General features: G+C 67.5%; 16 protein-coding genes. 8 read left to right on the top strand and 8 right to left on the bottom strand.

Going from position 1 to position 16,443, the window contains the following annotated elements:
• Nucleotide 1: 1 nt before the first annotated feature.
• A complete protein-coding gene (locus tag BW39_RS05860) occupies nucleotides 2-1,426 on the top strand; it encodes a sensor histidine kinase (RefSeq protein ID WP_043820482.1) in 1,425 nt (474 codons plus the stop codon).
• A 37-nt stretch (nucleotides 1,427-1,463) separates the two neighbouring features.
• On the opposite strand, the gene BW39_RS05865 is transcribed toward BW39_RS05860, so the two are convergent.
• The 5 genes from BW39_RS05865 to BW39_RS05885 all read right to left on the bottom strand — a co-directional run bounded on the left by BW39_RS05865 (nucleotide 1,464) and on the right by BW39_RS05885 (nucleotide 7,827).
• Nucleotides 1,464-2,789: a 3-deoxy-D-manno-octulosonic acid transferase gene (locus BW39_RS05865; protein WP_043820484.1), complete on the bottom strand. Its 1,326-nt coding sequence runs from the start codon at nucleotides 2,787-2,789 to the stop codon at nucleotides 1,464-1,466.
• Nucleotides 2,790-2,804: 15 nt separating this feature from the next.
• Nucleotides 2,805-4,193: a phosphomannomutase/phosphoglucomutase gene (locus BW39_RS05870; RefSeq protein WP_043820487.1), complete on the bottom strand. Its 1,389-nt coding sequence runs from the start codon at nucleotides 4,191-4,193 to the stop codon at nucleotides 2,805-2,807.
• Between the two features lie 168 nt (nucleotides 4,194-4,361).
• The gene (locus BW39_RS05875; RefSeq protein ID WP_043820489.1) at nucleotides 4,362-6,248 is read right to left on the bottom strand and encodes a propionate--CoA ligase; all 1,887 of its coding nucleotides are present in this window, start codon (nucleotides 6,246-6,248) and stop codon (nucleotides 4,362-4,364) included.
• Nucleotides 6,249-6,363: 115 nt separating this feature from the next.
• Nucleotides 6,364-7,035, bottom strand: coding sequence for an outer membrane protein (locus BW39_RS05880; RefSeq protein WP_043820491.1), 672 nt, complete (start codon nucleotides 7,033-7,035; stop codon nucleotides 6,364-6,366).
• A 189-nt stretch (nucleotides 7,036-7,224) separates the two neighbouring features.
• Nucleotides 7,225-7,827 (bottom strand): isochorismatase family protein, encoded by a 603-nt coding sequence (locus BW39_RS05885; protein ID WP_012205792.1) that lies wholly within the window; start codon nucleotides 7,825-7,827, stop codon nucleotides 7,225-7,227.
• Between the two features lie 195 nt (nucleotides 7,828-8,022).
• Between BW39_RS05885 and BW39_RS05890 the strand changes: the two genes are divergently transcribed.
• From BW39_RS05890 to BW39_RS05900, 3 genes are all read left to right on the top strand, one after another.
• Nucleotides 8,023-8,658 carry a C40 family peptidase gene (locus BW39_RS05890; RefSeq protein WP_012205793.1) on the top strand — a complete coding sequence of 212 codons (636 nt, stop codon included), beginning with the start codon at nucleotides 8,023-8,025 and terminating at the stop codon, nucleotides 8,656-8,658.
• A gap of 162 nt (nucleotides 8,659-8,820) precedes the next feature.
• Entirely contained in the window at nucleotides 8,821-9,078 is a 258-nt protein-coding gene (locus tag BW39_RS05895; protein WP_012205794.1) for a GlsB/YeaQ/YmgE family stress response membrane protein, read from the top strand.
• Between the two features lie 130 nt (nucleotides 9,079-9,208).
• Nucleotides 9,209-9,841, top strand: coding sequence for a hypothetical protein (locus BW39_RS05900; protein ID WP_235264156.1), 633 nt, complete (start codon nucleotides 9,209-9,211; stop codon nucleotides 9,839-9,841).
• A gap of 7 nt (nucleotides 9,842-9,848) precedes the next feature.
• Here BW39_RS05900 and yghU read toward each other — a convergent pair whose 3' ends face one another.
• Nucleotides 9,849-10,688, bottom strand: a complete 840-nt coding sequence (gene yghU / locus BW39_RS05905; RefSeq protein ID WP_013802231.1) for a glutathione-dependent disulfide-bond oxidoreductase — start codon at nucleotides 10,686-10,688, stop codon at nucleotides 9,849-9,851.
• Between the two features lie 129 nt (nucleotides 10,689-10,817).
• Between yghU and BW39_RS05910 the strand changes: the two genes are divergently transcribed.
• A complete protein-coding gene (locus BW39_RS05910; protein WP_043820496.1) occupies nucleotides 10,818-11,306 on the top strand; it encodes an EVE domain-containing protein in 489 nt (162 codons plus the stop codon).
• A gap of 193 nt (nucleotides 11,307-11,499) precedes the next feature.
• Nucleotides 11,500-12,525: an FUSC family protein gene (locus tag BW39_RS05915; RefSeq protein ID WP_013802229.1), complete on the top strand. Its 1,026-nt coding sequence runs from the start codon at nucleotides 11,500-11,502 to the stop codon at nucleotides 12,523-12,525.
• Here BW39_RS05915 and BW39_RS05920 read toward each other — a convergent pair whose 3' ends face one another.
• Entirely contained in the window at nucleotides 12,526-13,791 is a 1,266-nt protein-coding gene (locus tag BW39_RS05920; protein WP_200871501.1) for an MFS transporter, read from the bottom strand.
• Between the two features lie 133 nt (nucleotides 13,792-13,924).
• On the opposite strand from BW39_RS05920, the gene BW39_RS05925 reads away from it, so the two are divergent.
• Nucleotides 13,925-14,635 (top strand): hypothetical protein, encoded by a 711-nt coding sequence (locus BW39_RS05925; protein ID WP_043820499.1) that lies wholly within the window; start codon nucleotides 13,925-13,927, stop codon nucleotides 14,633-14,635.
• A 188-nt stretch (nucleotides 14,636-14,823) separates the two neighbouring features.
• Here BW39_RS05925 and BW39_RS05930 read toward each other — a convergent pair whose 3' ends face one another.
• Nucleotides 14,824-15,441 (bottom strand): LysE family translocator, encoded by a 618-nt coding sequence (locus tag BW39_RS05930; protein ID WP_013802226.1) that lies wholly within the window; start codon nucleotides 15,439-15,441, stop codon nucleotides 14,824-14,826.
• A gap of 65 nt (nucleotides 15,442-15,506) precedes the next feature.
• On the opposite strand from BW39_RS05930, the gene BW39_RS05935 reads away from it, so the two are divergent.
• Complete coding sequence (locus BW39_RS05935; RefSeq protein ID WP_043820500.1) at nucleotides 15,507-16,436, top strand: LysR family transcriptional regulator; 930 nt, start codon at nucleotides 15,507-15,509, stop codon at nucleotides 16,434-16,436.
• The last annotated feature ends 7 nt before the right edge of the window (nucleotides 16,437-16,443 follow it).

Raw genomic sequence — 16,443 nt, forward strand, 5'->3', positions numbered from 1 at the left:
CATGACATCGCACACCCTGCAGGGGCAACAGGCCAGCCCGAGATGGCGCCGCTGGCTGCAGCCCACCCTGGGCCGGCGGATGCTGCTGGCCCAGATGGGCGTGCTCACCGCGATCTGGACCGCGTTGCTGGTGGCAGCCATCTACATGGCCCACTTCCACAATGAATTGCTGGTCAGCAAGCCTGTCTACGAACTTGTCATGGCAGTGGCCGAGGACCTGGCCGACCTTCCGGACCGCCAGCAGCACAGCCTGGCCGCGCTGGACACGGCCCTGCGCCATGAGTACGGCGACGGAGACGACGACATCCGCTTCACGCCCACGCTGCTGGTCTGGCAGCGCGGCCAGCTCCTGTACCGCTCGCCCACGCCGGCACCCACGCTGCGCAACCGCGTGCTGGACACGGTCGAGGACATAGATTTCGAAGGGCAGACCTGGCGCATGAGCACGCTGCGCTCGGCCTCGGGCCAGACCGAAGTCACGCTGATGCTGCCGTCCTTCAAGGAACTGCTGATCACCCTCAACACCCGCAGCTACTACCTGCTGCCGCTGCTGATCAGCCTGCCCTTCCTGGCCTTTCCTGCCTGGTGGTCGGTACGCGCGGCGCTGCGCCCGCTGCGCCGCGTGGGCGACGAGCTGGCCACACGCGGCCCCGACGACCTCAGCGCGCTCACCTATGCGCCGCCACACGCCGAGCTGCGGCCGCTGGTGCAGGACATCAACGCCCTGCTGGCCCGCGTGCGCTCCAGCAGCGAGCGCGAGCGCAACCTGATTGCCGATGCAGCCCACGAACTGCGCACGCCGCTCGCAGCCATGCACGTCAACGTCGAGGCCCTGCTGCGCCTTGGCAGCGAACCGCGTCAGCAGGAACTCATGGACAGCCTGCTGCGCAGCAACCAGCGCGCCAGCCGCATGGTGGCCCAGCTGCTGCAGCTCATGCGCAGCGAGACCGAAGCGCCCGGCATGGCCATGCAGCCGCTGCGCCTGGACCTGCTGCTGGAAGACCGGCTCGCCGCACTCGACGCCCTGGCCTGCCGCCGCCCGGTGGAACTGGCCCTGGAAGCCAGCGAGCCACTGAGCGTGATGGGCGAACGCGAAGGCCTGGTCTCGCTGATCGACAACCTCGTGGACAACGCCATCAAATACAGCCCCGCGCACGCCACCATCAGCGTGCGCCTGCAGCGCCAGGGCGACCAGGCCGTGCTCCAGGTGCGCGACCGTGGCCCGGGCATCGCCGAGGCCTGGCGCCAGCGCGTCTTCGACCGCTTCTTCCGCGTACCCGACCAGAGCCAGAGCGGCAGCGGCCTGGGCCTGGCCATCGCCAGGACCGTGACCGAGCGGCACGGCGGCAGCATCGAGCTGCTCAGTGCGGAGGATGGAGGGCTGCTGGCGAGTGTGAGCCTGCCCGTTCTGCAGGACGCCGGCTGATTCAGCCTGCGGATACCGCCAGCTGAAAACCTAGGGCTCAGCGCAACGGTTGGGACTGCAACAGCCCGGCCACCGCCTGCGCCGTGGCCTGTGCGGCCCCGCGGTGCTGGTCCAGGAAGCCGCGCGCCTGGGCCACGGCATGGGCGTGGGACTGGCGGTCCCCGGCCAGGTCCACGGCCAGGCGCAGCCCGTGCTCCAGGTCGGGCGCCCGCAGCGCGGCGCCGGCTTCGCAGGCCAGGTCCGAGGCTTCGCTGAAGTTGAAGGTATGCGGCCCCAGCACCACGGGGCAGTCGCAGGCCAGGGCCTCGATGAGGTTCTGGCCGCCCAGCGGCGCAAAGCTGCCGCCCATGAGCGTGGCGTCGGCCAGGCCGTAGTACAGGGCCATCTCGCCCAGCGAATCACCCAGCCAGATGTCGATGTCATCCGCCGCAGCCCCGCAGGGCGGGCCACCCACCCACTGGCTGCGGCGCGAGACATGCAGGCCGCCGCCAGCCAGCAGCGCCGCCACTTCGTCAAAGCGCTGCGGATGGCGCGGCACGACCAGCCATTGCACGGCCCGGCCTGCCGGCCCCAGCGTGCGCAGGGCGGACAGCAGCATGGCCTCCTCGCCCTCGCGGCTGCTGGCCAGCAGCACCACAGGGCGGGACAGGCCGGACTTCCACTGCCGGGCGCGCTCCAGCAGCGCGGCGTCCGGACGCGCATCGAATTTCAGGTTGCCGAGCACGCCGCGCACGGGCGCACCCAGCAGGCGCAGGCGCCGGGCATCGTCCTCGGTCTGCGCCCAGGCGGCGGCCAGGGCGGCATAGGTGGGCCGCGCCAGCGGCGCCACGCGCAGCGCCTGGCCCAGTGATTTGTCGCTGAGCCGTGCGTTGGCCAACGCCAGCGGCACGCCTTCTTCGCGGCAGATGGCAACCAGGTTGGGCCACACTTCGGTCTCCATGAGCACGCCGACTGCGGGCCGGAATTGCTGCACGAAGCGGCGCACGGCCGCTGGGGTATCCCAGGGCTGCCAGACCTGCAGGTCGCCGGACTGCAGCAGCCGGCGGCCTTCGGTGCGGCCCGTGGCCGTGCCATGGGTCAGCAGCAGGCGCATGCCGGGCAGGCGCTCGCGCAGCGCGGTCAGCAAGATGGCGGCAGCGCGCGTCTCACCCAGCGATACGGCATGGATCCAGATCCACCGGCCGCGTCCGTCCTGCCCCAGCGTGGCCGGCTGGTAGCGGCCAAAACGCTCGGGAATGTGCTCGGCATAGACGGGTTCGGCCTCGGCGCGGCGCAGCAGCTTGCGGCGCAGCAGCGGCTGCGCCGCCCAGGTCACGGCGCTGTACAGCGCGCGCGCCCAGGACGTGGGAGAGCGTGAAGTCATCGCCTGGCGCGCAAATCAGTGCGCGGCGCCGCCAACTTGCGCGCCGGGCTTGACGCGCTCCAGCAGCGCCAGCATCTGCGCCTCGATGCGCGACAGCGCCTCCTGGGTCTGGCCCTCGAAGCGCAGCACCAGCACGGGCGTGGTGTTGCTGGCGCGGATCAGGCCGAAGCCGTCGGCCCAGTCCACGCGCAGGCCGTCGATGGTGCTGACCTGGGCCGGTGCGGCAAAGGTCTCGGCGGCCAGGGCCTGCAGTTCGGCGGCCAGGCGATGGGGCTCGCCTTCGGCGCAGGCCACATTCAGTTCAGGGGTGGAAAAGCTGGTGGGCAGCGCGTTGAGCAAGGCGCTGGGGTCGGTCTCGCGGCTGACGATCTCCAGCAGGCGGCAGCCCGCGTAGGTGCCGTCATCGAAGCCATACCAGCGCTCCTTGAAGAAGATGTGGCCGCTCATCTCGCCGCCCAGCGGCGCGTCCAGTTCCTTCATGCGGGCCTTGACCAGGGAGTGCCCGGTCTTGAACATCACGGGCTCGCCCCCTGCCTCGCGGATGGCGGGCGCCAGGCGCTGCGTGCATTTCACGTCGTAGACGATGCTGCCGCCCGGCACGCGCGAGAGCACGTCCTTGGCAAACAGCATCATCTGGCGGTCGGGAAAGATGTTCTGGCCGTCCTTGGTGACGATGCCCAGGCGGTCGCCGTCACCGTCGAAGGCCAGGCCCAGTTCGGCGTCCGAGGTGCGCAGCGCCTCGATCACGTCGCGCAGGTTCTCAGGCTTGCTGGGGTCGGGATGGTGGTTGGGGAATTCACCGTCCACTTCGGAGAACAGCTCGATCACCTCGCAGCCCAGGGCGCGGAAGATGCCGGGCGCCGAGGCACCGGCCACGCCGTTGCCGCAGTCCACCACGATCTTGATGGGGCGCGCCAGCTTCACGTCGCCCACGATGCGCGCCTGGTAGTCGGCCTGCACATCGGCGCGGCGCACGCTGCCGGTGCCCGTGATCGTCCAGTCATCGCTTTCGACACGGCGGCGCAGGGCCTGGATTTCCTCGCCGTAGATGGCGCGGCCGGCCAGCACCATCTTGAAGCCGTTGTAGTCCTTGGGGTTGTGGCTGCCCGTGACCTGGATGCCCGAGCGCGCCAGTGTGCTGGCCGCGTAGTACAGCATGGGGGTGGTGGCCAGGCCGATGTCGATCACCTCGATGCCGACCTCGGTCAGGCCGGCGATCAACGCCGCGGACAGCGAGGGTCCCGACAGGCGGCCATCGCGTCCCACGGCCACCACGGTCTCGCCGGCCGCCAGGGCCGCCATGCCGAAGGCGCGGCCCACGCCGAGCGCGACCTCCTCGTTGAGCGTGGACGGCACGATGCCGCGGATGTCATAGGCTTTGAAGATGGAAGATGCGACCTGCACGTCGAAAACGCTTTCTCGTCGGTTGAAAACAGGGCGCCGCAGCCCGGAACCTGGCCCGGCTGCGGCCCAAGCCGCAATTGTAGGCGCGGCAGGCTTGTAGGCGCGGCAGGCGCAGGGGCGCCGGCGCACATCACCCCGGCTGCAAGCGGTTGCGGCGCGCGCCCTGCCTCACAGCTGCTGCTGCACCTGGGCCAGCGCAGCCGGGTCTTCCATGGTGCTGAGGTCGCCCGGGTCGCGCCCCTCGGCCACGGCCTGCATGGCGCGGCGCAGCAGCTTGCCGCTGCGCGTCTTGGGCAGCGCACTGACGAAGACCACGCGCGAGGGCCGGGCCACGGCGCCCAGGCGTGCATCGACCAGCTTCATCACATCGGCCTGCAGCGCCGAGCGCTCGGCCTCGCCCTCCAGCGCCGTCCGGGGCACGGCAAAGGCCAGCGCCACCTGGCCCTTGAGCGTATCGGCCACGCCGACCACGGCGACTTCGGCCACCTGGGGGTGGGCGGAGATGCATTCCTCGATCTCGCGCGTGCCCAGACGGTGGCCGGCCACGTTGATCACGTCGTCCGTGCGGCCCAGGATGAAGAAGTAGCCGTCCTCGTCGCGAATGCCCCAGTCGAATGTGCTGTAGACCATGCGGCCCGGAATGCTCTTCCAGTAGGTATTGACGAAGCGCTGATCGTCACGCCAGACGGTCTGCATGCAGCCCGGCGGCAGCGGTCCCTCGATGGCCAGCACGCCCTTTTGCCCGGCGCCGAGCAGTTCCTCACCCGTGGCCTCGTCGATCAGTTTCACGTCATAGCCATAGACGGCCTTGCCGGGACTGCCGAAGCGCGTGGTCTGCTGCTCCACGCCGTTGCACAGCGTGAGGATGGGCCAGCCGGTCTCGGTCTGCCAGTAGTTGTCGATGATGGGCTTGCCCAGGGCCTGGCTGATCCACTGCGCCGTGGGCTCGTCCAGCGGCTCGCCGGCCAGCCACAGCGCCTTGAGGCTGGAGATATCGTGGCGGTGCAGGTACTCGGCATCGTGCTTCTTGAGCACGCGGATGGCCGTGGGCGCCGAGAACATGTGGGTGACCCGGTACTTCTCCACGATGCTCCACCAGATGCCTGCGTCGGGGCGTATGGGCAGGCCCTCGTAGAGCACGGTGGCCATGCCTGCGATCAGCGGCGCATAGATGATGTAGCTGTGGCCCACGACCCAGCCGATGTCGCTGGTGCAGAAAAAAGTCTGCCCTGCCTCGGCCCCGAAGATCAGCGGCATGCTGGCGGCCAGCGCCACCGTGTAGCCGCCCGTATCGCGCTGCACGCCCTTGGGGCGCCCCGTGGTGCCGCTGGTGTAGAGCGTGTAGCTGGGGTCGGTGGATTCCACCCAGGTGCAGGCGACCTGGGCGTCGGCGTGCAGCGCACGCAGGCTGGTCCAGTCGTGGTCACGGCCGGCGCGCATGGGCGCAGGCGCCAGGCCACGGTCCACGATGAGCACGGCCGCTGGCTTGTGGCTGGCCAGTTGCAGGGCCTCGTCCAGCAAGGGCTTGTAGGCCACGACGCGCCCGCCGCGCGAGCCCGCGTCGGCACTGACGATGACCTTGGGCTCGGCATCGTCGATGCGCGAGGCCAGCGCCGCCGAGGCAAAGCCGCCGAACACCACCGAATGGATGGCACCCAGCCGCGCGCAGGCCAGCATGGCAAAGGCCGCCTCGGCAATCATGGGCATGTAGATCTGGACGCGGTCGCCCTTTTGCACGCCCAGCGACTGCAGCACGGCGGCCATGCGCTGCACCTCGGCATGCAGTTCGCGGTAGGTGTAGACCTTTTCCGTGCCGGTCTCGGTGGAGATGGCGATCAGCGCGTTCTGGTCGGCGCGCTCGGCCAGGTGCCGGTCCACGGCGTTGTGGCAGAGATTGGTCTGCCCCCCGACAAACCACCTTGCAAACGGCGGATTGTCGTAGTCGCAGATGCGCTGGGGCGGCACATGCCAGTCGATGCGGCGGGCCTGCTCGGCCCAGAAGGCATCGCGCTCCTCAATGGAGCGGCGGTGGAAATCGTCGAAACGCGGGGCCATTGTCTGTCTCCTGTCGTTGTCATGGATTGGCGGCTTCTGAATTCATAATTATTCATAATGCGCTTGCCAAAAGCTGACAACTCTGCGCTGCTCGGGCAGACAGGCCCCTTCAAACTCAGAAGCTGTAGCGCAGGCCGACCGAGATCTCGCTGGAACTCAGCTTGGCGCGCATCTGCTCATCCTGCAGGCCACGGACATTGGTGAAGTTGTTGGCGCCGCTGTGGGTCTTGCCCAGGCCCACATAGCGATAGCCCAGGTCGATGCTGACCTTTCGAATCGGCGAGTAGCTGACGCCAAAGCCCAGCGCATAGGCCAGATTGTTCTGGGAATCGCTGAAGTACTGGCGATTCGGATTGCCTTGCCAGCCGCTGGACTGCAGGTGGGCCAGGCCCAGGCCCGCCGTGCCGTACACGGAGAACTGCGCGTTCAGGGGGAAATCCTTGTACGCATTGATCATCAGGCGCTGAGAACGGATGCTGTGGTGATTGAAGCTCGTGGGAAAACGCGTGGAGCCGCTGGTGAATTCGTTGCTCCTGGGCAGGGTGTATTCGGCTTCCAGGCGCCAGTCCGACGGGAGCTGATAGCCCAGGGCCAGAGAGCCGCCTGTAGCGCGGCGGCTTTCATCACCAGGCACGAACTGCCCCAGCCCGGGGCGGGCGCTGGAGTCCATGTCGTGGGCCTTGTAGTTGGCAGAATTGATGCGAACGGCGCCATAGAAATGGTCGGCAGCCAAAACGCTGCCCGAGGCGGTCAGGATCAGGGCGGTGAAGGTCAGAACGTGCTTCATACAGTCTCTCTTGGGGGAATGCCGCCACTGTAGAAAAACGCCCTGCCCGCGCCTATTCGGCCGGCTACGCACGCAGCTCCGTAGAACTACGCGGTGCAGCGACAGCCCGCCTCCCAAGAACAGACAGGCCACCATGAAAAAAGGCGCTCCAAAGAGCGCCCCAAGACGGCGGACCCAGGAACCCGTGCCTTACTTGACCAGGGCAAGCAGATCCTTGAAGGCCGGATGCTCGCAGCTGCGCAGCCACTCGAAGGCCACCATCTCCGTGGTCACCAGCTCGGCACCCGCGCCGGCCAGGCGGTCGAAGGCGGCATCGCGGTTGCGCTCGGTGCGCGAGCTGCAGGCGTCGGTGACGACCCAGACATCGAACTCATCTTCCAGCAGCTCCAGCGCCGTCTGCAGCAGGCAGACATGGGCTTCACAGCCGGCGATCACCACCATGCTGCGCTCGGGCGCCTGCTGCTGGGGCTTTTGCAGGTGCTTGGGCAGGCTGCGTGCATTGCCGCCCTGGGGCCGTGCAGGAGGACGCAGCCACTCGCCCAGGCCCTCGGCCACGGCGCTGAAATGCATCTTGGACAGGGTCCGGTCGCACAGCGCGCGCAGTTCGGCGTCGTTGGCGCCCAGGCGCGAGGGGTTCTGCTCGGTGCCGAAGACCGGCACGTCCACCAGCTGCGCCAGGCGCGCCAGCTTCACGGCATTGGCCAGAACTGCCGGTCCCTCGAAGATGGCCGGCATCAGGCGCTCCTGGTAATCGACGAGTACGAGCTGGGAGTCGGTGGCTTCAAGCAGCATGGCGGATCTTTCTTGGGAATATGGGGCGACGCGGGCCGCCCTTCTTATAGAGGACAAAAGGGAAAGCTTTCCATTGTCGCAGCTTGCGTGCGCTCCCTGCCGCGCAGCCCGGATTCCTGAGGTAACTCAAAAACCCAGGCTTTCGGGGGTCTTATCGAATTTGTCCTACGTTTTTGCGTGGTAATCTCGCGCCCCATGTCCAGATGGCTTATTGCACTCCTGTTTGTCAGCGTCACGGCACACGCGGCTCCGCCCGAAATGCGTGACGACGATATGAACCAGCTGCTGGTCAACCGCAGCCTCATCTCGCAGCTGCGCGAAGCCCGCCACCACATGGCGGAACGCACTTCCGACTTCGTCAAGGAAGCACGACAAAGCGTCGCCGAAAAGACCTCCGATCTGGTCGTGACCGCCATGGGCTTCATCGGCGTTCCCTACCGCCGCGGCGGCAACAGTGCCGAGACCGGCTTCGACTGCAGCGGTTTCGTCCGCGCCATCTACTCCGAAACCCTGGGCAAGGTCCTGCCGCGCCGCGCTGACCAGCAGGCACAGGCCACGGAGAAAATCGACAAGAACGAACTCAAGCCCGGTGATCTGGTGTTCTTCAACACCATGCGCCGCACCTTCAGCCATGTCGGCATCTATGTCGGCGACGGCAACTTCATCCATGCACCGCGCACCGGTGCGCAGGTTCGCGTGGAAAGCATGCAAAGCGCGTACTGGGCCCGCCGCTTCGATGGCGCCCGCCGTGTGCAGGACGCCGACGGCCTGGGCCTTGACGCCAGCAAGGCCGCTCTGGCCCTGCAGATGCAGGCAAGCCAGCTGCAGTGATCGCAGCGTCTTTTGCGCCAATCCACAAACGCCTGCACATGCAGGCGTTTTGTTTTTAAGGGCCCTGCTCTGGCTTCGTCCCAGGTTGAGATGCTGTCCGACAGGGCCACCCGGTGCCGGGCCCTAGAGTCGCGGCATGGAAGCTTCAGTTCGGAGAAAAGCATGATGTCCTTGATTGGTACCCTCATCGTTGGCCTGGTCGTTGGCTTGCTGGCGCGGGCACTCAAACCCGGCGATGACAGCCTTGGCTGGATCATGACCATCCTGCTCGGCGTGGCAGGATCGTTTCTTGCCAGCTACGTCGGTGTCGCCATGGGCTGGTACGAGGCCGGGCAACCCGCCGGCTGGATCGCCTCCATCGTGGGCGCCATCGTCATCCTCTTCATCTACAGCCTGGTTCGCAGCAAGAGCGCACGCTGACCACCCTGCGCGCCAGCCGCATCCGCCGGCTGGCGCATTTTCCTGATCGACATCTGCCCCGTCCTCACTGGCACGCATGATCTTTCGCACTTCGGACAAAACCCCTCCCCCTCCACCACCGCGCCAAGATGTGGCGCAAGCGGCCGAGAGCGCGCGCAAGTTGCTGCACCGGCGTGCACTGGTCGGCGCAGCAGCCAGCAGCCTGCCCATTCCGGGCCTGGACTGGCTGGTGGATGCGGCACTGCTGGCGCGGCTGCTGCCACGCATCAACCGCGAATTCGGCCTCACACCCGAACAGTTGGACAAGCTGGAACCCGGCAAGCGCGAGCAGGTGCAAAAGGCCGTGGCCATGGTGGGCTCAGTGCTGATCGGCAAGCTGATCACGCGCGACATGGTGGTGCGCCTGGCGCGCGCGGCCGGCATGCGCATGACGGCCACGCAGGCCGCCAAGTACGTGCCGCTGGCAGGCCAGGCCGCAGCAGCAGCGCTGGGCTATGCCACGCTGCGCTACCTGGGCGAGCGGCATATCCAGGACTGCATTCGTGTGGTCGAGCACGCAGAACTCGACATTCCCTCACGGCTGGATCGCACGGCGCGCAAGGTCGAGCAGACAGGTCAGCAATTGGAAAAGGCCGACAAGGCTGGCAAGGCCGACAGGACCGACAAGGACGGGCGCGAGGCCGAGCCCGCCCCCGAGCCTTCCGGCAAGCGCCCGCGCTTCTGGCGCCAGCCCGATCGCGGCCCCTGGGGCCGCTCCCAGTAGACGGCTATCAGCCCAGGTCCGACGCCTGGTGGCGCTCGGGCACCTGGGTGGCTTCATCTCCCCAGGTACGATTCACGCGGCGGCCCCGCAGCACGGCCGGCCTTTGGGCAATCTCCCTGGCCCAGCGCATGACATGCGTGTATTCATGGGCTGAGAGGAACTCGGCCGCGCCATACACCTCGTTGAGCACCAGGGCCCCATACCAGGGCCAGATGGCGATATCGGCAATGCTGTAGTTCGCCCCTGCAATGAACGGGTGCAGGGCCAGCTGGCGATCAAGCACATCGAGCTGGCGCTTGGTCTCCATGGTGAAGCGGTTGATGGGGTACTCGAACTTCTCGGGCGCATAGGCATAGAAATGCCCGAAACCGCCGCCAAGGTAAGGTGCCGACCCCATCTGCCAGAACAGCCAGTTCAGCGTCTCGGTGCGCGCAGCGGGCTCGGCAGGCAGCAGCGCACCAAACTTCTCGGCCAGGTACAGCAGGATGGAGCCTGACTCGAACACGCGCACCGGCGGCTCGACGCTGCGGTCCACCAGCGCCGGGATCTTGGAGTTGGGATTGACCTCGACAAAGCCGCTGGAGAACTGGTCGCCTTCGCCGATGCGGATCAGCCACGCGTCGTACTCCGCGCCGGCATGGCCCAGCGCCAGCAGCTCCTCCAGCATGATGGTGACCTTCACGCCGTTGGGCGTAGCCAGCGAATACAGCTGCAGAGGCTGCTGCCCCACCGGCAATGCCTTGTCATGGGTGGGACCGGCGACCGGGCGGTTGATGTTGGCAAAGGTGCCGCCCGAAGGCGCTGGCTGCCATACGGCGGGCGGGACATAGGTGGAGCTGTCGGTCATGCAGGATTCCTGTGGTTCGCGGGCTGGAGAGAGGTGCCCGGCTGAAAGTAATTGTCCCGTCACCGGCGCGCTCTTGCCGGCGTGCGTGGAACGACGCCACGGCGCCCGGGGATTTGCCACAATCGCGGCATGACTGCCGCCCCCCCCTCCGCCCGCCAGTTCTGGCTCATGAAGAACGAGCCCGACGAATTCTCCATAGACCACGCGCTGGCCGCACCGCAGGCCACCATCGCCTGGGACGGTGTGCGCAACTACCAGGCGCGCAACTTCATGCGCGATGCCATGCAGGTGGGCGATGGGGTGCTGTATTGGCACTCCAGTTGCGCCGAGCCCGGCATCTACGGCATCGCCCGCATTGCAGGCAACCTGCGCGTCGATGCCTCGCAGTTCGACCCGCGCAGTCCCTACTACGACCCCAAGTCCTCGCCCGACAAGCCACGCTGGCTCACGCTGGACGTGCAGGCGCTGCGCAAGACACGCACGCTGCAGATCGCCGAGTTGCGCGAGCATCCCGAGCTTGCCGGCATGCGTGTACTGCAAAAGGGCAACCGCCTGTCGATCACGCCGGTCACGCCTGATGAATGGGCCTTCATCGAAGGCCTGCTCCAACCCGCCTGAGCTGCCGACCCGCCCCGCCCCGCCGCGGGCTGCTTTCTTACAAGCAAGAAGCTTCTCTCCTGCACGCCGGACATGCACCGGCCGCTATGCTTTTGGGCATTTGCGAACCTGGATTTCGCATGCTGGAGGGAGAATCTTCGTGCGTTGGCGAAAAGCAAAAGCAAAAACACCCCCTGGAACTCCCAAGAGCGGCATGGCCGCTGCGCCCGGTCGCCTGCGTCTGGCGCTGCGCGACGCCATCGCCGCCTCCCTGGGTGCGATGCTGGCCTGGGAGCTGTCCCACTACCTGCTCGGCCACCCCAAACCCGTCTTTGCCGCCGTCACCGCCCTGGTCTGCCTGGCGCCCGGACTGCCCAGCCACCTCAAGCAGACCTGGGGTCTGGTGCTGGGCTGCGCCATCGGCATCATCGTCGGCGAACTGGCCTGGCTGCTGCCCGACACCATTCCGCTGCTGCGGCTTAGTCTGGCCTCGCTGGTCGCCCTGTCTCTGGCCGCCATGCTCGGGCAACCGCCGGTCGTCCCGATACAGGCGGGCGTCTCCGTCGTGCTGGTGCTGAGCATGGGGCCGAGCGCCGCGGGCGAGACCCGGCTGGTTGACGTACTGGTGGGCGCCGGTGTCGGCCTGATGTTCAGTCAGGTGATCTTCACGGCCAATCCGCTGCGCGCCGTGTCGCGCTCGGCAAGCGCCTTGCTGGGCCAGCTGGCCGAGGGGCTGGAAGCCACCCTGCGTGCTACCGCCACCCACGACACGCCCGATGCCACCGTCGCGCTGGGCCAGCTCACGCGCAGCAGCGATGCGCTGAGCGCACTGCGCGCAGCCATGGTGGAGGCGCAAAGCGCCAGCCGCTGGTCCCTGCGCGGCCGCCTGGGTGGCGCGGGGCTGCAGACCATCACCGGGCGCTATGACCGCCACGCCGTGCGCCTGTATGCCAGCGCACTGCTGCTGGGCGAAAGCCTGGTGCGCGGCATGTCGCATGACAGTGGCCTCATGCCGCGCGCCATCGTCCTGCACTGCGAATGGCTCGTCGATGCCTGCCGCCAGCTGTCCGCCAACGGCAACGTGGTGGCCCTGCAGCCCGATGACGCCCTGGCCGAACTGGCCGCCTCCGCACCCCAGGCACCCGCCCAGCCGGTGCCCCAGGCCTGGCTGCCCGCGCTGGACCATGCGCAGCAGATGGAAGAGGCCCTGAAGGCGTTGATAGGCTCGCGCGACGCGTGATCAGACTGCAGCGCGCCCGCGCGGCGCTGCACCCGCACCGCTGATGCGCCCGATCGCGCCGGCCAGCCACCAGCCGATGGCGCACATGGCCGCCGTAACCACCCAGGTCCACTGCCATCCGCCCGCCTGCACGGCCACGGCAGCCACCAGGGGCGGGCCTGCAAACTGCCCCACGCTGGACCATTGCTGCATGAAACCCACCGTGGTCGATACCGTGGACTCATCGGGAGCCAGCCGCACTGCCATGGAAAACAGCGTGCCCGGAATCAGCCCGCCCGCCGCCGAAAACAACACCACCGCCACAAAGCGCAGCCACAACGGCGCCAGCGGTTGCCCCTGCCATTGCAGATAGGCCAGCAGCGCACACGCCGCCATGCAGCCAAAGCCCAGGCGCAAGGCGCGCGTGGCGCTCCAGCCGCCTTGGAGCAAACGGCCCGAGGCCACATTGCCCACCATGTTGGCCAGCGCCACCACGGCCGTCAGCGTGCCCGACAATGCGGCGCCCAGGCCAGCCTCGGCATAGACCGTGGGGAGAAAGCCGATGACGGCCATCCACTGCCCTGAATACACGGCAAAGGCCACAGCCACGCACCAGGGTCCGGGGCTGCGCAGGGTCAACGCCAGGCGAGGACGCCAACCACCGCCCGCCACCGACGCGCCAAGGGGCACCGGCCTGTCTGCCGGCACACCACACCAGACGGCGACCCATGCGAGTGCCGAAATCAGCCCCAACAGCAACCACCATGCGGGCCAGGATGCCCAGGCCATCACCCACGGCCCCAGCAGCAAGCCGATGGCACTGCCCAACGGCATATAGGTGCCCCACCAGCCCATGCGCGCGCTCAGATCGCTTGGCGCCACGCAGCGCCGGATCAGACCCGGCCCCGGCATGGCCACCAGCAAAAAGCCCAGTCCCTCCACGGCACGCAAGGCCAGCAGCGCTGCAAACCCCGTAGCGGTGGCGCCCAGGGCGCTGGCACCCGCCATCAGCAGCAGGCCTGCCAGCATGCTGCGCCGCAGCCCCCAGCGGTCTGCACCCAGACCCACCACCAGGCCCAGCACCATGCCGGCCACCTGCACGGTGGAAAGCAGAAAGCCGGCCTGCAGCAGGGACAGGCCCAATTGCTGCTGCAGCACCGGCACAGCCGGCGGCAGCTTGCCTACATGCAGAGCCGCGCTGACGCCGGCCGCCACGACGATCCATGAGGGATGCACCCCCTGCTTCGTTGTTTTCACTGGATGCTGTCTCCCGGGGGCGTATGCCATGCGCCCTGTAGCTGATGTGTGAAGTATCGAAAGCATAGGCCAAGCGGCGCCTGCAAACAGCACTCTTCTTACCCGCCGACCCGTCTGTATGGAGGCACACTGAAGGCCTGGATCAACTCCCGAGGCCTTGCGCATGCGCTCATCACTAGATTTCAGCTCCTGGTCTTCGCTGCTGTCCACGGTGTTGGGCCTGCTGCTGGTCACCTGTCTGATGATGGGCATTCGCCTGCTGTTCATGCAGACCGTGCAAAAGCGGCGCGAGCGTGAGAACCGCCAGATCAATGAACGCCTGAAGTCGCTTATCGCCGCCTACAAGACGCTGGGCGGCTCCTTCACGGGCACGCTGCATGTGAACCCCCTGCCCCTGCGCGATCTGCGCAGGCCCGCCGCCGACGACACCGATGCACCACCGGCTTTTGGCAGCGAGCGCCAACGGCGCATTCGCGATGCGGTCGAAGCCGCGCTGTCCGATGTCATCTTGCTCGGGACGCAAGACCAGGTGCGCATGGCCGCCCAAGCGGCCCAGGACATGGTGGCAGGCCAGCCTGTCGAGACTGCGGCACTCGTCACTTCGCTGCGCGCCTTCATCCGCGAAGCGCTGGATCTGGAGCCGATCCCTGACAGCCTGCGCGTTCCCAACCAGGGCCCCACGCGTCCGGGCGGCACGGCGGGCGGGGCGCGCAAAGGTGGCGCGGAATCCGGCGCTTCAAGCAAGGGCGGTGGTGGCGGTGGTGGCGGCGGTGCCGGCGCAGGAATGGGCGCCGCAGGCATGGGCGGCCTGGGCATGGGAGCAGGCCTTGGCGCCGGCGTTCACCATGGAGACGATGGCACGCCCCCACCATGAACACCTGCCGCGCCGGGTCGGACCGCAAGCCACTGGGACGCCGGCCAGCTTGCCGGGCGAACCTGACACTCGCCAGAAACAGCCAAGCCTGCGAGGTACCAGATGGCACCTCGCAGGCCTCGCATGCCGGGCAGCAGCCGCCTGCTTGCCCGTCCTCCCCCACCAATTCCTGTCAGACCATCACCACATCACAGCCGCAGCTTGGCCGTTGCCAGCAGCAAACCAAACCCCACCAACATGCCGCCAAAGGCCCTGTCTATCCAATGCCGCACGGCCAGCAACCGCGCACGCACCCGCTGGGCGGAAAAGCACAGCGCCACGATGCAGAACCACGCCACATGGGCCAGCGAGATGAATCCGCCATATGCCAGCTGCGTGGCCAGCGGCGTGTCCTGTCCCACGATCTGCAGGAACAGGCTGACCACGAACACCGTGGTCTTGGGATTGAGCGCATTCGTCAGAAAGCCCGTGCGCAGTGCCGCCATGTCGGAGAGCGCGGCCACGGGCTGGCTGGGCAAATCGCCCTCCGGGCGGCTGCGCAGCATGGTCACGCCCAGATAGATCAGATAGGCTGCACCCAGCAGCTTGACCACGTCGAACAACCAGGTGGACTGCTGCATGAGCAGTCCGACCCCGAGCAAGGTATAGCCGACATGGACCAGCACCCCCAGGCCAATGCCCAGCGCCGTGAGCAGGCCCGCGCGGCGCGAGCGCAGCAGGCTGTTGCGTGTGACCATGGCGAAATCCGCCCCTGGGCTGATGACGGCCAGCAAGGTGATGGTGACTACAGCTATCCATTCGGTCATCGGTTATCCATTCGATTCAATGCAACGCGCCGGATAGTATTGGCCTTCCATGAAAATACATAACGATGTTTTCTGACACAGTTGGTGAACTCAATTCACATATCCCGAGCAAGCGGCTGCCGTCGCTGCAGGCCTTGCGCTGCTTCGAAGCGGCCGCCCGGCGGGAGAACTTCAGCAAGGCGGCAGAAGAGTTGCACCTGACCCATGGCGCCATCAGCCGGGCCGTGCGCCTGCTGGAGGACGATCTGGGCGTGACCCTGTTTGACCGCCGCAGTCGCCGCGTCTTCCTGACCGAGGCGGGCCGCCACCTGGCCCAGGCCGTGCACGAAGGCCTGGAGCGCATGCGCCAGGCCACGCAGGAGTTGCGCTCGCGCGCGCAGCAGGCGCGCCGCTGGGTGCTGTCCTGCGAGCCCACCTTGCTCATGCGCTGGCTGATCCCGCGCTGGCCCCAGTTCCAGGAACAACACCCGGAGTTGCAGCTGCACCTGATGGCGGGCGGCGGGCCTTTCTCTTTCGCGGACGGCATCGATCTGGCCATACGGCGCGATGACTTCTCTCCGCCAGCGGGCTGTCATGCGGAGACCCTGTTTGCCGAGCGCATAGGCCCGGTCTGCCGGCCCGAACGGCTGGCGCAGTGGTGCACGCGCTCCGACGAGGGGCATGCCACCGGGCTGCGCCCGGAGGCACCCTTGCTGCAAAGTCGCACCCGCCCGGGGGCCTGGTCTACCTGGGCAGAGCACAGCGGCCAGCCCCCGCCGTCGGGATCCCAGCTGCAGTTCGACCATTTCTATTTCAGCCTGCAGGCCGCCGTGGCAGGCATGGGACTGGCCATCGGACCCTGGCAACTGGTGCGCGACGACATCGCCAACGGCGTGCTGGCAGCGCCCATGGGCTTTGTCGAGGACGGTTCGCGCTACTGCCTGCTGTCCCCCGCTCCGCCCACGCCAGATGGTGTGCACGACCAATTGCTGCAGTGGCTGCGCGCCCAGGCCTGAACAGCTC

This window comes from Delftia sp. RIT313 (genome assembly GCF_000632165.1).
Classification (GTDB): Bacteria; Pseudomonadota; Gammaproteobacteria; order Burkholderiales; family Burkholderiaceae_C; genus Comamonas; species Comamonas acidovorans.